Raw genomic sequence first — 14,330 nt, forward strand, 5'->3', positions numbered from 1 at the left:
CTTCAAAAACGGGGAAGGTTAGGCGAAGCTCGGGGCGTGCACCGGCAGTGCAACGAGTTCGGAGTGGTGGCAGGCACTGCGCTGGGTTGCGGAGCCGTCCTCTGGCTCGGTCAGCTCGGGGCGCTCGGTGCGGCACTTCTCGCTGGCCAGCCAGCAGCGGGCAGCGAACGCGCATCCCGTGTAGCGCTTGCGCGGGCTAGGCAGGTCCCCGGTGAGCACGATCCGCTCGGTGGTGGTGTCCTCCGGATCCGGGACGGCCGAAAGCAGCGCCTTGGTGTAGGGGTGCTGCGGGTTGTTGAACACCTCGGCGGTGGGCCCGATTTCCACCACCCGCCCCAGGTACATGACGGCGACCCGGTCCGCGAGGTGCCGCACCACCCCCAGGTTGTGCGAGATGAACAGGTAGGTCAGGTTGCGCTCGCGCTGCAGCCTGGCCAGCAGATTCAGGATCTGCGCCTGGATCGACACGTCCAGGGCACTGGTCGGCTCATCCAGCACCATGAACTCCGGATGCGTGGCCAGGGCCCTGGCAATTGCGATGCGCTGGCGCTGCCCACCCGAGAACTCGTGCGGATGAAGTGACAAAACCTCCTCCGTCATGCCAACCTCGAGGATCGCCGCACGGGCCTCGTTGCGCGCCTCGGCCATGCTGCGCCCCGAGGCCAGCAGCGGCTCCATGATGGACCTGGCAACGGTGTAGGTCGGATCCAGGGAATCGTTCGGATCCTGGAAAACCATCTGCATGCGTTGGCGCTGGCGCTTGAGCTCGCGGCCACGCACCGTGTCCATGCGTCGCCCGTCAAACTCGATGTGCCCGCTGCTGGGCTGGCGCAACAACATGATGGCCCGCGCCAGCGTGGACTTGCCGCAGCCCGACTCGCCGACGAGGCCCAGCGTTTCCCCGCGTCTGACCTGCAGGTCCACCGAATCAAGGGCGCGCACCGCGTTGCCGCCGCGCGCCGCGAATTCCTGGCCCACCTGGTGGCATTCAACCAGGATCTCTGCCTCGTGGCTGCTCATGAACGGTCCTCCGTGACTAGCTCGTGGGTGGACACGACGCAACGTGCCGTGTGCCCCGGGGTATGGGTGTCAAGCAGGTGCTGCGGCTCGGCGCAGCGTTCCTCGGCCATCGGGCAGCGCGCCGCGAACCTGCAACCCGGCAGCGAACGGTCCTCGGGCCTGATGCCGCCGCTAATCGCCGGCAAGTCGGTGCCCGCGGCCTGGGTGCGCCGCGGGATCGAGGCCAGCAGGCCGCGTGTGTAGGGGTGCGCGGGGTTTTCCATGACCTGCGCCGGGGTTCCCTCCTCCACGATCTGCCCCGCATACATGACCGCCACCCTGTCGCAGGTGCTCGCGATGACGCCCAAATCGTGGGAGATCAGCACCATGCCCATGCCGGTCTTGCCGCGTAATTCCGTCAGCAGTGCCAGGATCTGCGCCTGCACCGTCACATCCAGTGCCGTGGTTGGCTCGTCGGCAACCAGCAACCGGGGATTCGCCGCCATGGCAATGGCAATCATGACCCGTTGGCGCATGCCGCCGGACATCTGGTGCGGGTACTGGCGCATCCGCAACTCCGGTTCCGGGACCTGGACCATGGTCAACAGTTCCAGGGCACGGGCGGCGGCGCGACGCTTGTCACGCTCCCCGTGCAGGCGCAACACTTCGGAGATCTGGTCCCCGATCCGCATCACCGGATTCAGCGCACTCATGGGTTCTTGGAAGATCATCGAGACGTCGTTGCCGCGGATCCTGGACAGCTCTCGCTCGCCGAGCCCGACCAGGTCCTTGCCGGCCACCCGCAGGCGATATGCCTCGGTGCGTGCCGCTGCCGGAAGCAACCCCAGCAGGGCCAGTCCAACGCTCGACTTGCCGCAGCCCGATTCGCCAATGATGCCCAGGATCTCACCCTCGGCGACGCGCAGGCTGACGTCGGAGACGACGTCGGGCCCGGTCCCGTAGTTGATGTTCAGCCCCCAGATGTCCAGGGCCTGCCTCGCATCGGTATCGGTTATTACTGCCGGAACAACGTGCGTGGTGGAGGTCATGGCACGAGCCATCCCTTCTTCAAGTTGATTCGGAATGAATACGGGTCCGGGGCGTATCCCTGCAAGCGCGGGGACCAAAGCTCTTGGCGTTGAGTAACTACATAAGGAACAAGGTTCAACACCTGGTCGGCGACCTCGGTCTCCAACTGCTGGAGTGCTTCCTTGCGCTGCGCAGGGTCGATGGTGGTGTTGAGTTTCTGCCACAGTGCCGTGGCTTTCTTGCCATGTGCGCCGGTGGTGTTGGTCGTTGCCTTTGGGGAGAGGAAGCCTGCGAAGTATGCGGAGGCGTCGGAGCGGGCCACCCCGGGGATGGCAATGATGCCCTTGAATTTTCCGGAGACGAACGTTGAAAGCGTGTCGGCCCACGGCAGGGGATTGAGCACCAGTTCGATGCCCACGGCCCGCAGTTGTTCCTTCATGACTTCGTAGAGGGCGATGTCGCGTGAGAACGAGGCGTCCGAGGGGTAGGTGATGGTGACCTTGGTGCCGACGGCATTGGCGTCTTCGAGCAATGCGCGGGCCCCCTCGGGGTCATGGGTGTAGTTCGGCAGGTCTTCCGGGTGCTCGATCGCGGCCGGATCGCCAACCGGGACGATGCCAGCGATTTTCCCGTAGCCGTAACTGGCCAGCAGGGCGATTTTCTCCCGATCCATGGCCTTGGAGATGGCCTGCCGGATCCGGGTGTCCTCGGTGGGCCCGCTGGTGGAATCAATGTAAAGGCTCAGCGAACGGGTCGCTGCATTGTGCCCGATTTCAAAGCCCTCGCCCTGGACCTGCTCGGCCAATTGCTCGTCGCCCAGCCAGATGGCGTCCATGCTTCCTTGGCGCAGTGCCGCAAGGCGGGATTGTTCGTCAGCGAAGATGCGGAAATCAATGCCGTCGAGATAGGGCAGCTGAGGGTCCCAGTAGTGCTCGTTGCGGCGCAGTTCCAGCACCACGTTATCCTGCCACCCGGTCAACTTGAAGGGACCAGTGCCCACCGCACCGCGTTGCCGCTCATCCTTCGAAGCCGAGCTGTACCAATCCTTGTTGACGATGCTCCCGGTTCCGACGTCGGAGACAACCCCCAGGAAAACGCCGCTGGGGGCGGAAAGGTGGGCATCGACGGTGTGGTCGTCAATGACCGTGGCGGATTCGAATTCGTTCAGCAGCCTGGCCTGAAGGGTGCCCGACGCGGCCATGGTTTCCAGGGAATACTTCACATCCCGTGCGGTGAAGGGTTCGCCATTGCTGAATTTCACGTTTTTGCGCAGATGGAAGCGGTAGGTGGTGGCATCAAGTTGTTCCCACTTGGTGGCCAGGCCGGGTTGGATGTTTCCCTGGTCGTCCCGGGTGAGAAGCGGTTCGTAGATCTGTACCCAGAAATTCATTCCGGAGAACGCCTGCGCGGAGTAGGGATCGATGCCGCCGGCCACCGGCTGGACGTCGGTGCCGTATTGCAGGATGCCCCCGCGAATCGGACCATCGGGGATGTCCGCGGCGCTTACTGCGACGCTGCTGCAACCGGTGAGTGCCAGCAGTCCCGCGAGCACCAGGGCAACGGTGCGATTGTGGCGCTTGGTCATGGGGTTTCCTTTCGGCCGGAGCGACGAGTGACGGCCCCGGGGAGCGTCACATCGGCGATTTTGCGGTGGCGAATGATGGCCAGCAGTGGGGCAGTGGAAATGTTCAAGGCCCCATCGCGCGGGGAAAGAAGTTTTTGCAGGCCGTCCGCGATGAGGTTCCAGGCGATGGTCATCGCAATGATCACCGCTGCTGGCAGCAGGATGAGCATCGGTTCCCTGGCCATGAACCGGGTCGAATCGGCGATCATGCGCCCGGCTGACGGATCAGGCGGCAACACGCCCTGCCCCAGGAAGCTAAGGATGGCCTCGACGAGCACCACCATGGAAGCGGTGGCGGCAAACTGCACGAACAGCGGAGTCAGTGAGTTTGGCAATAAGTGCGTCGCTGCGATCTTCAGTCGGCCTACGCCGGAAATTTCCGCTGAGGTGACGAAGTCGCGTTCCCGAAGGCTGATGGCAGGAGCGCGCATGACACGGGCGAATCCCGGGGCCGAAATGATGGCCAAGGAGATGATCAGGGTCCAAATTCCAGGACCGAATATCACACGGGTGACAAGCGCCAGCAAGATCGAGGGAATCGCAAGCAGTACGTCGACTCCACGCATTACAAAGGAGTCAAGAAGCCCACCAAAGTAACCAGACAGCAGCCCGAGCCCGGAACCGATCAGGGCCGCGAGCATGGTGGAGGCGAAGGAGATGAGCAATCCGGTGAGGGTTGCTGCGGCCAGCCGGGTGAAGTTGTCGCGTGCAAGGTTGTCGGTGCCCAGCCAATGTTCCGGCGTGGGGCCGGCGAACGGCAGGTCGTTGATTTGGGTGACGCTGTAGGGGCTTAACAGCGCGGTGACTGCGGCGGCAACGGACATGGCTGCAATCAGCCCCAGCCCGAAGGCCAATGAGGGATTGGCCCTCAACGCACCTCCGAAGCGTCTGATGGCTGCGGGGACGGCAGGAGTGCCTAGTTCCGCGGGACGGGTGTGATTGGCGGTTGTCATCTCAGTTCACCGTCCGGATGCGTGGGTCGATTAGCGGGTAGAGCAGATCAACGGCGAGGTTGATGGCGATGTAGACGGCGCCGAGCACCAGTACACAGCCTTGGATGGTCGGGTAGTCAGTCGAGTTCAGGGCCTCGATGAGCATCGAACCCATGCCGGGCAACGCGAAGATCGCCTCGACGATGATGGTTCCGCCGATCATTGTTCCCAGCTGGAGGCCAACCACGGTTGTAACAGGAACCAGGGCGTTGCGCAGGGCATGTCGGATTACAAGGCGAGATGTATTGGCACCTTTGGCCCGAGCTGTTCGGATGTAGTCCTGCGACAGCGAGTCAAGCAGCGTGTTGCGGGTGTAGCGGCACAGGATCGCACCCATCGGGAGCGCCAGCACCATGGAGGGGACGAGCATCTGGACCACCGAGCGGACCGGGTCCTCCCACAGCGGGGTGTAGCCAATGAGCGGGAACTTCAGCGTCCGGGAGTTCGCCAGGATCAACACCGTGCCGACCACGAAGGCGGGCACCGAGAGGAACAGGAACGACGCTGCACGAATCACCGAATCGGCGATCTTTCCGCTGCGGACTGCTGAAAGCGCCCCGAACGGAATGCCGATGAGCAGGGAGAAGATGGTGGCGATGACGGCGAGCTCGACGCTTGCCGGGAGACGTTCGGCGATCTGGGTGGTGATGTCGAAGGGGCGGGTGAGCGAGGTCCCGAAGTCACCGCTCAGCACTCCGCCGAGCCACACGACGAATTGCTCGTACCAGGGGCGGGTCAGCCCAAGCTGCTCGCGGATTGCAGCCAGCGCCTCGGGATCAGGGTCTGAGGTGTTCAGGTACTGCGCGGCAGGGTCTCCGGGGATGAGCCGGACCATGCTGAAGACAAGAAGGGAGAGCGCGAAAAGCACGAACAGCGCCGTTCCGGTCCTCTTGGCCAAGTATCTAATCATGCGTGTTTCTCCTGGGAATGTGGGTGGACACCATTCGGGAAATTGATGCTTAGGGGCGGTGGGCGGCGGGAGAGCGATGCCGGTCCCTGGGCGCTGTGGATGCGGTCTGCACACCGAGGTCGGATGTACTGAATCCCGCGATCACTCCTGGTCGCTTGTGGCGGTCATCACAGCCTAGGCGCATGAAGCTGGTCATCACAAGATCCAGTTTTCTTCATCTACAGCAGTCCAGTTTCAATCGTGACAGCGAGATGCTTATGTGGGATCGTGGTGGGATGAACCCGTTGCAAGAGCCGCGCCCGTTGACAGGTCAGCCGCGCGCGGCTCGAATGGCTTTGCTCCCCGCGCCGGCCGGAACTCTGTTGGCGACACGGGTGCGCAGGACAGTGGCACAGTTGATTGTCCGGGGGAGCTGGCCTGCAGGCGCGCGCGTTCCATCAAGTCGAAAATTTGCCTATGACTTGGGCGTTTCTCGAACGACTGTGCAGAGCGCCTATCACGCACTCATTGATGAGGGATATCTGGTTCCTTCCGATCGGCGTGGCGTATTTGTCAGCGAGCGCTTACCGGCGATAGCCCAGTTCCTCGAACCCGAGTCGGCCGGCGGCGGCGGCGACCGTTGGGAAGAATCGGTCCAATGGGATCGATGGGCCAGCGCGGGACGTGAGTCCCCATGGCCCGAGCTCCAGCGCGAGCGGCAATGGAAATACTTCGACTTCCCGTTTGTTACGGGCCAGCACGACCCTGCGTTCTTCCCGGACGAGGCATGGCTGCGAGCCTTGAAGAAGGCGCTGGGTTCCGAGCACCGGTATGCGAGCCTGGATGACCGCCTGGAAGACGATCCTTTGCTCCTGCAGGCATTGTGCACGCGAATCCTTACGGTGCGCGGCCTGCGGGTTTCTCCGGAGAACATGCTGATCACCATGGGCAGCCAGCAGGGCCTGCAGCTGCTTGCGGAGACGACTCTTCGCTGGGGCGATAGGGTGGCGATGGAAAACCCGGGCTACACCGATGCGCGGCACGTGTTCCACCGCGTTGGGGCCCGGATGATCGATGTTCCGGTTGACGCTCAGGGTGCCATCCCGCAATCGGACTACAACGGGGCGCGGCTGCTCTACGTCACCCCGAGCCACCAGCACCCGACGAACGTGACACTGTCGTTGGAGCGACGCCTGCAGATGATTGCCCAGGCCGAGGAGCAGGACTTCCTAATCATCGAGGACGACTACGACGCCGAGCTTCGATACCAGGGCCAAACCAGCCCCTGCATGGCCAGCCTGGACCCGAACGGCAGAACCGTCTACGTGGGAACACTCTCCAAGACCCTGGCCCCTGGATTGCGCATGGGGTACGTGGTGGGCCCCAGGAAGCTCATTGCCGCTCTACGCCAACGCCGTCGATATGCCCATCGCCAACCGCCGGGACACATCCAGCGTGCCATTGCATTGTTGATGGAGGCAGGGGATCTTGCCCGCTCGTACCGCCGTTATCGTAACGACTTGGGATTGCGCTGGCAGGCTGCCGCGGAAGCTGCACTCGAGTGGTTTCCGCCGGGTCAGATTCTGCCGCCTGGAGGGACCGGGCTGTGGCTACGCACGGGAGTCGCGAGGCCGTCGCTCGAGATTGCGGCCGACGCCCGTGAACACGGAATCCTGATCGATTCAGGCAACCGTTATTTCTCCAACCCGGAGGACGGGAATAGTTTTATCCGGGTTGGCTTCGGCGTGATCAACGCTGAACGGATCCCCGAGGGCATGCGACGCTTGGCGGCGTTGCTGCCCTCCAATTCATCGTTGTCTCTACCGTCGATCCCGCCAGTTCATATGAAAGTAGAAAAGTAGAGATTGGAGATTTCACGGCGGCGGCCCTACGACACGCATACCGCCACCAGGGGTCTGGCAGGACATGTGTTCCGGGCAAGGTTTCGCGATGGTCCCAGTCTTGGCGAGCAAGTTCCGGCGCGAACGGTTATGTGTATCGGCTATCGCATCGAATCAGCCTGACCGCATGCCGGAGGCCATCATCATGTCTGTCGTCGCTGTCTCGCGGCGACCGGGTCCGGACCCGGTGACACACGTACCACCGGCGCCGCCCTCCTAGGTGCATGGGTCAGTGGTCATTTGACGAACGGGCTCGGAGACAACTTTCTTGTGGGTTATGCACCGGGCGGCGTGGTTCTCCAGGAGCGGGTCGTTATCTGCCAATAGGTCCCGCGTCTCGTTGAAATTCCCCTTGCCTCCTGAACAGTGTCCGCCTCCACCATCGAAGCCCTGGGTGTTGGACAAATGACCGTGATGGCAAGCCCGTCCGACGATCCACCATAGGCTTGGAGCCAAGTCGACTTAGCACAACTCTCTCGCCGCCATGGCTGCGCCCGAGGGTGAAAGGGTGAACCATGGATCCACAACCCTCCGGGCTGGACATCTCCACAATGCCGACGCTGCAAGAACTCAATGCCTTCCTGGCCTTGTCCAAGGCGCCTGCTAACTTCAAACAAGCCCAAAACCGGATCGTCTGCCGGACATCGACTGAGGCCGCACTCCACACCGGAATCCCTCCCTTTGCAGCACGCACGGAGCTCTGGGGCAGTATGCCGGTCGTTGCTAGTACCGCCCGGCGGCGGACTGGGTTCCGCCGTCCGTCAGGCCCATGAACATCGTCCGATGCAGAATGTCCACGTGCTTGCGGGAAATCTCCACCGCCCCGTCGCTGTCGCCGACACGCAGGGCCGCCACCAACGCCTTGTGATCGTGGTTTGATTTGTGCAGCACTTCGATGGGGTAGGGAATGAAATAGGCATAGAGTTCTGTCAACGTCTCGTGGTATGCCTCTACGGCGGTGCCGAGCCCAGAGGCGGTGCCCACCAGATGATGGAACTGTTCGTCCGCTTGGTGGTAGTCGGACCAATTCGTCGAGTCAGCCATGTCGCGGGTCAGCCGGTCGAGCTCATCCAGTTGCCTTGTGGTGGCGTTAGCCGCTGCGTAGTGTGTCACGGCGCATTCGAATAGAAGCCTTTGGTCCACCAGCCGGTTCACGGCCCGGGACTCGGCCGGTGATGCCGAGAGTTCGGCCAGGACGCTCTGCGGAGGTTCGTCGGCCACGAAAGTCCCGCCGTCGCGGCCTCGCCGGCGGACCACCACGCCCTGTTCCGCCAGACTCGCCAATGCGCGCCGGGCGGTGATCGGGCTGACGGACAGGCCCAGGGCCACGTCCTCCTGGTCCGGCAGCCGCTCGCCAGGCTTCAGCAGCCCCAGCGTGATTGCCATGCCAATGCGCAGGCGGACCGCGTCAATGGCGCTGCGGCGGTCGAGTCCGGCCAGCCTGCCGGCGCCGATGGGCGAAGTTTTCACGGTGTCCTCCAACTGATGGGCCATATCCGCTACTTTATGGCCTATTCTTGCGCTTCCCATAATTGGATCATTCTGATCTAATATAGTACAGATCACACCCCGACCGTGGAGAAAAACATGCAACGCACCCTACCCCTGATCGCGGCCCAGGCACGGCCCCGGCTGATCGGCGAACCCGTCTCGGCGTTCGCGGACGAAGTCGAAGCCGCTCTCGCCGTCCAGCCGCACAGCAGGCTGGTGGTTTTTCCGGAGCTGCATCTGTTTGCGGATTCCAACCCGGACCTGCAGCGCACGGAGGTTCTCCAGGACTCGGCCGAACCGCTGGATGGCCCCCGGGTCAACGAACTCCGGCAGCTTGCCGCGGACCTGGGCATATGGCTTGTCCCCGGGAGCGTGTGTGAGCGGGGACCGGAAGGGCAGCTGTTCAACACCCAGCTGGTTCTGTCCCCGGAGGGAGAACTGGCCGGCTATTACCGGAAGGTTTTCCCGTGGCGCCCGTTCGAGCCTTACGATCCCGGAGATCGGTTCACCACGGTGGATCTGGCCGGTGTCGGCAGGGTAGGCCTAAACATTTGCTACGACGCGTGGTTCCCGGAAGTGTCACGCCAGCTTGCCTGGATGGGCGCCGAAGTCATTCTCAACGTCGTCAAGACCACCACCCCTGACAGGCGGCAGGAACTGGTGCTCGCGAAGGCCAACGCCATCGTGAACCAGGTCTTCGTGGTCAGCGTCAACTGCGCCGGTCCCACCGGCAAAGGCCTGAGCATCATCGTCGACCCGGAAGGCAACACTCTCGCCGAGGCCGCCGACGACGCACCGATGCTGCTCACGGCGGAACTGGACCTTGCCTCCGTCGAACACGTCAGGACCCACGGCACCGAAAACCTCAACCGACCCTGGTCCCAATTCCGCGATGGTGAAGACGCCATCGAACTGCCCGTTTACCAGGGCCGGATCAGCCCGGCCACCTGGCCGCCCCAGTCCTCCAACGCCTAAAGGAAACACCGTGACAACACCGACCCTGACGCGCACGCTGAAACTCCCCTCGCTTGTCCTCTTCGGCCTGGCGTACCTGACACCGCTGATCGTCCTGGGCATCTTCGGCATCATCGCCGAAGCCACCGAGGGCGCAGCACCGGCCGCATACCTGCTGGCACTCGTCGCCATGCTGTTCACGGCGCACAGCTACGGCCGGATGGCTATCGCGTATCCCGTCGCCGGCTCGGCCTACACGTACGTCCGCAGGTCCATCGACCCCAGGGTGGGGTTCCTGGTGGGTTGGGCCATTCTGCTGGACTATCTCTTCCTGCCCATGGTCATCTGGCTCATTGGAGGCTCCTACCTGAGCGCGCAGTTCCCCGGCATCCCCATCGGGCTCTGGATCGTGGGCTTCATCCTCATTACCACCGCGCTTAACATCCTGGGCATCAAGGTGGCAGACAAGGCCAACTACGTGCTGATGGCCTTCCAGCTGCTGGTCATCGTGTTCTTTGTGGCGCTGTCCATCGGCAATGTGGTTTCCACCTCCGGCGCCGGCGGCCTGGCCAGCACGCAGCCGTTCTTCAACGACACCTCCAGCTTCGCCACCATCTCCGCCGGTGCGGCCATTGCCGCGTACTCGTTCCTCGGGTTCGACGCCGTCACCACCCTCACCGAGGAGACGATCGAACCGCGCAAGAACATGCCGCGCGCCATCATGCTCATCGCCCTGATCGGCGGCGGCATCTTCGTTACCGTCTCCTACGTAACCCAGCTGGTCCATCCAGGCGGAGTGTTCGCGGACTCGGCCTCCGCCGCGAGCTCCATCGCGCTGCAGATTGGCGGGCAGCTGTTCGGCGCGGTGTTCCTTGCCGGTCTGGTGGTGGCGCAATTCGCTTCCGGCCTGGCGGCGCAGGCCAGTGCCTCTCGCCTGCTGTATGCCATGGGCCGTGATTCAGTCCTGCCCAAGGCCCTGTTCGGACGCCTCAACGCGAAGTTCCACACCCCGGTGGCCAACCTGATCATCACCGGAATCATCGGCCTGATTGCGATCTTCCTGGACGTGGCAACGTCGACGTCGTTTATCAACTTCGGTGCCTTCGCTGCTTTCACGTTGGTCAATGCTTCGGTGGTCTTCCACTTCGTGCGCCAGCGCCGTGCAGGGAACCAGTTGAACTTCGTGTCCTACGTGGTGGTCCCGGTGGTGGGAACCATCGTCTGCGCCTACCTGCTCTCCCAGCTGGACGGAAACGCAATTACGCTGGGACTGTCTTGGCTGGCGCTGGGCGTGGTGGTCTTGGCCCTGATCACGCGCGGTTTCAGATCGGCACCGCCGGAAATGACGGCCACGGAGAAGGCGACGCTTGAGTCGGCCGCCTGACCCGCGCCGCCTCGTGCCAAAGGGAAGGAAGCACCATGAGGATAGCCCTCGGACAGCTGGAGTCGGGCACCGACATCAAGGCAAACCTCTCCGCGATCGGCCGGTCCGCCGCCGAAGCCGCCCGTGACGGTGCCTCGCTGGTGGCCTTCCCGGAATACTCCACCTACGAGAAAAAGAAGGTGGACGCCACGTTCCCCGAGGTGGCCCAGCCGCTGGACGGCCCCATCTGCCATGAACTGTCCAACATCGCCCGCCGCCACCGCATCGCACTGGTGGCGGGCGTCGTGGAAATCGCGGACGAGCCGGACAAGGCCTACAACACCCTGGTGGCTTTCGGCCCCGATGGGAACCGGTTGGCCATCTATCGAAAGATCCATCTCTTCGACGCGCAGGGTTTCGGGGAATCAGCATTTATCAAGCCGGGGCCGTCCACAAGCCCCGTGGTGTTTGAAACCGGCGGAACGATCTTCGGCCTGATGACCTGCTATGACCTGCGTTTCCCGGAGCTGGCCAGGTCACTGGCGGACGCTGGCGCCCAGGTCCTGTTGGTCTGCTCAGCCTGGGTGCCCGGAAGAAACAAGACCGAGCAGTGGCTGGCACTGAACACCGCGCGCGCTATCGAAAACGGCGTGTACGTGGCGGGGGTGTGCCAGGCACCGCCGGTCTCCGTGGGCCGAAGTATTCTGGTTGATCCGATGGGGGTCATTGAAGCCGATCTCGGCCTCGCACCAGGGATGCGGGCAGTGGAAATCTCGATGGAAACGGTGAAACGTGTCCGGACGTCGTTCCCTATGTTCCGACAGCGGCGGTTGTAGGCAGTTGGTCGACGGAATTCCGCGGGCCACAGCCCCCGCGCGCAGAACCACTCATCGGTAGCCGACGGACGTACGGGGAACTTGCGACGAAACCATGCGATCCGCTCCCCCGGGAAGAACTCCACGTCGTCCTGCATCGCCGCTGGAACAAACTGGGCAAGGCATTGGATCCGGAGGTTTTCGCCGACACCAAGACTGTCGTCGCCGTCGCCCGGGGTAACCTGACGTTTTCATACTGGTAGGGGCCGCTATTCAGGTGGCCTGTATTCGTGCGATATCTCGGTCTCGGCTGTGTCTGGTTGCTCGTGGGCCCCTGGCGCATAGCCGGCCCAGGGCGATCCGGCTTCGGCGGCGATCCTGGTGGTGCTGGTGTGGTGGTAGCCGAGCGCCTGGGCGAGGACAGGTGCCGGGATCTGGAGCGCAATGTCTCGTATTGCTGAGGTTCGTCCGCGTTGGTGTCCTGTCTCATCTAAGTTGGACCACGGAAAGCCCGGAATTTCGCGGTCCAGTCCTGACAATAGCTACATCGCCGAAGCCACCCGCACCAACCACGCGGACTGCACGCTGCTCCTCAACTCCGTATCACGAACCGACTAGGCAACAGCACTGGTCGTGCAGCCTAACGTTTCAGGGGCTGCTGGCCGCGAGGATCTGCAAGCCCACCTCCAAGCTCGCCACCCTGGACTGGTTCGCCGACACCACCCTGGGCGACGACCTGGGTCCGGTCTCCTCCGATGAACTCTACGCCGCCATGGACTGGCTGCTGGAACAGCAGCCGCGCATCGAGAAGCAGCTGGCCCGCACCCACCTGGGGCCCGAGCGCCTGGCCCTGTTTGTTCTGTCCGCCTCGTGGGTCACCGGAACCCACAACCCCCTGGCCAAGTTCGGGTACTCGCGGGACAGGAAGCGCGGGTGCGAGCAGATCGAATACGGCATGCTCGCCACCCGCGCCGGGCTGCCCAGCGCGGTGCGCGTGTTCCCCGGGAACACCGCGGACCCGGCCGCGTTCATCCAGATCTCCGAGGAGATCCAGGACCTCTCCGGAGTCCATGACCTGGTCGTGGTCGGGGACCGCGGCATGATCACCAACGCCCGCGTCGAGGACCTCAGCAAGGACACCGACTTCCGGTGGGTCACCGCGCTGCGCAACACCGACATCCAGAAGCTCGCCGAGGACAACGGTCCCTGGCGATCTGTCTAACGTAACTTCTCTAGTCCAGGGCATCGATGGCCGCCAGGTCCGGGCTCTCCAAATCGGCCATCGGCAGGACCTGGCGGACGTGCGAACTCAAGCCCCCACCTATCCGACGGCTTCAAGACCTCCACCGACCAGCGGTTAGTGGACAAGGTCGTCTATGTCATGGGGCTCTATCACCATCCGCCGGAGAATGCCCTGGTGTTGCGCGTCCCGCGATGCAGTCGTTGGGCCGGTCCCGGCCGGAGCTGCCCATGGTGCCCGGCATGCCCGAGCGCAGCTGCCACGACCATGCCGGCACGGGGTGACGAGCCTGTTTGCCGCGTTCCACATCGCCGACGGCACCGTGATCTCCGAACTCCACCGTCGCCACCGTGCCGTGGTGTTCCAGAAGTTCGTTGCCATCGACAATGCGGCGCCCCGGGAGCTGGGCGTGCATCTGGTCTGCGACAATCTCGCCGCCCACGAGACCCGTCCGTCAACGACAGGCTGGCGCCCATCCGCGCTTTCCCACGCATTTCACGCCAACCGGCTCGTCCTGGATCAACCAGGTCGAACGCTGGTTCGGGTTCATCACCGACCAGTTGCTGCGCCGAGGGTCCGCAAAAGCGTCCCGGCCCTGGAACGCGATGTGAAGGCCTGGATTGAAACCTGGAACGACGATCCCAAGCCCTTCGTGTGGGAAAAGACCGCCGAGGAGATCCTGAAATCCCTCGCCAAATACATCGAAAGGTTTTCAGGCGCGGAACTTCTGTACCTTGATGACACCGTCGAAGCGCATCCGGGTCGGCTCCTCATTCGGGCCCCTTTCGCGATCTGCCGCACCGGCGGGACATTGAAACCATCGATCATGATGATCGCGGAAGGCTCTCCTGCCGGGACATCTGGGGCATCTATGAGGTTCGTTACCTCACAGGTCGGGGTTTCATAGGCCAAGGCGGAAGCCGGTTCCTTCCGCCCAGGCCACGACTGCACGCAGCCCTACGGCGGTGATGCCCGGCTGTTCGGTCGCCTTGGCCACCCGCCCGGCCCCTCGTGCGGGTGACATGCTGGCTCC

Annotated in this window: 13 protein-coding genes; 6 read left to right on the forward strand and 7 right to left on the reverse strand. The window is 63.4% G+C overall.

Going from position 1 to position 14,330, the window contains the following annotated elements:
• Positions 1 to 18: 18 nt before the first annotated feature.
• The 5 genes from ACIPVK_RS03505 to ACIPVK_RS03525 are packed head-to-tail and all read right to left on the reverse strand — an operon-like array spanning position 19 to position 5,554.
• Positions 19 to 1,020, reverse strand: coding sequence for an ABC transporter ATP-binding protein (locus ACIPVK_RS03505; protein WP_407610596.1), 1,002 nt, complete (start codon positions 1,018 to 1,020; stop codon positions 19 to 21).
• The gene (locus ACIPVK_RS03510; protein ID WP_407610597.1) at positions 1,017 to 2,048 is read right to left on the reverse strand and encodes an ABC transporter ATP-binding protein; all 1,032 of its coding nucleotides are present in this window, start codon (positions 2,046 to 2,048) and stop codon (positions 1,017 to 1,019) included. Before ACIPVK_RS03510 ends, ACIPVK_RS03505 begins: the two co-directional genes overlap by 4 nt.
• Positions 2,045 to 3,613, reverse strand: a complete 1,569-nt coding sequence (locus ACIPVK_RS03515) for an ABC transporter substrate-binding protein (protein WP_407610598.1) — start codon at positions 3,611 to 3,613, stop codon at positions 2,045 to 2,047. The genes ACIPVK_RS03510 and ACIPVK_RS03515 overlap by 4 nt, the downstream gene beginning before the upstream one ends.
• Complete coding sequence (locus ACIPVK_RS03520; protein ID WP_407610599.1) at positions 3,610 to 4,605, reverse strand: ABC transporter permease; 996 nt, start codon at positions 4,603 to 4,605, stop codon at positions 3,610 to 3,612. Before ACIPVK_RS03520 ends, ACIPVK_RS03515 begins: the two co-directional genes overlap by 4 nt.
• Before the next feature lies 1 nt (position 4,606).
• On the reverse strand, positions 4,607 to 5,554 hold the full coding sequence (locus tag ACIPVK_RS03525; protein WP_407610600.1) for an ABC transporter permease: 948 nt from the start codon (positions 5,552 to 5,554) through the stop codon (positions 4,607 to 4,609).
• Between the two features lie 182 nt (positions 5,555 to 5,736).
• Here ACIPVK_RS03525 and ACIPVK_RS03530 point away from each other — a divergent pair, with 182 nt between their 5' ends.
• On the forward strand, positions 5,737 to 7,395 hold the full coding sequence (locus tag ACIPVK_RS03530; protein WP_407610601.1) for a PLP-dependent aminotransferase family protein: 1,659 nt from the start codon (positions 5,737 to 5,739) through the stop codon (positions 7,393 to 7,395).
• A gap of 762 nt (positions 7,396 to 8,157) precedes the next feature.
• Here the strand turns inward: ACIPVK_RS03530 and ACIPVK_RS03535 are convergent.
• A complete protein-coding gene (locus ACIPVK_RS03535) occupies positions 8,158 to 8,904 on the reverse strand; it encodes a FadR/GntR family transcriptional regulator (protein ID WP_407610602.1) in 747 nt (248 codons plus the stop codon).
• A 117-nt stretch (positions 8,905 to 9,021) separates the two neighbouring features.
• Between ACIPVK_RS03535 and ACIPVK_RS03540 the strand changes: the two genes are divergently transcribed.
• The 5 genes from ACIPVK_RS03540 to ACIPVK_RS03560 all read left to right on the forward strand — a co-directional run bounded on the left by ACIPVK_RS03540 (position 9,022) and on the right by ACIPVK_RS03560 (position 14,204).
• Positions 9,022 to 9,900 (forward strand): carbon-nitrogen hydrolase family protein, encoded by an 879-nt coding sequence (locus ACIPVK_RS03540; RefSeq protein WP_407610603.1) that lies wholly within the window; start codon positions 9,022 to 9,024, stop codon positions 9,898 to 9,900.
• Positions 9,901 to 9,910: 10 nt separating this feature from the next.
• Positions 9,911 to 11,263 (forward strand): APC family permease, encoded by a 1,353-nt coding sequence (locus ACIPVK_RS03545; protein ID WP_407610604.1) that lies wholly within the window; start codon positions 9,911 to 9,913, stop codon positions 11,261 to 11,263.
• Between the two features lie 35 nt (positions 11,264 to 11,298).
• Complete coding sequence (locus tag ACIPVK_RS03550; protein ID WP_407610605.1) at positions 11,299 to 12,078, forward strand: carbon-nitrogen hydrolase family protein; 780 nt, start codon at positions 11,299 to 11,301, stop codon at positions 12,076 to 12,078.
• A 751-nt stretch (positions 12,079 to 12,829) separates the two neighbouring features.
• Positions 12,830 to 13,279, forward strand: a complete 450-nt coding sequence (locus ACIPVK_RS03555) for a transposase (protein ID WP_407610606.1) — start codon at positions 12,830 to 12,832, stop codon at positions 13,277 to 13,279.
• Between the two features lie 298 nt (positions 13,280 to 13,577).
• Complete coding sequence (locus ACIPVK_RS03560; protein WP_407610607.1) at positions 13,578 to 14,204, forward strand: hypothetical protein; 627 nt, start codon at positions 13,578 to 13,580, stop codon at positions 14,202 to 14,204.
• On the opposite strand, the gene ACIPVK_RS03565 is transcribed toward ACIPVK_RS03560, so the two are convergent.
• Positions 14,199 to 14,321, reverse strand: coding sequence for a hypothetical protein (locus ACIPVK_RS03565; protein ID WP_407610608.1), 123 nt, complete (start codon positions 14,319 to 14,321; stop codon positions 14,199 to 14,201). The two genes, ACIPVK_RS03560 and ACIPVK_RS03565, sit on opposite strands and share 6 nt — an antisense overlap.
• Positions 14,322 to 14,330: the final 9 nt, after the last annotated feature.

It is taken from the genome of Paeniglutamicibacter sp. MACA_103 (genome assembly GCF_045798555.1).
Lineage (GTDB): Bacteria > Actinomycetota > Actinomycetes > Actinomycetales > Micrococcaceae > Paeniglutamicibacter.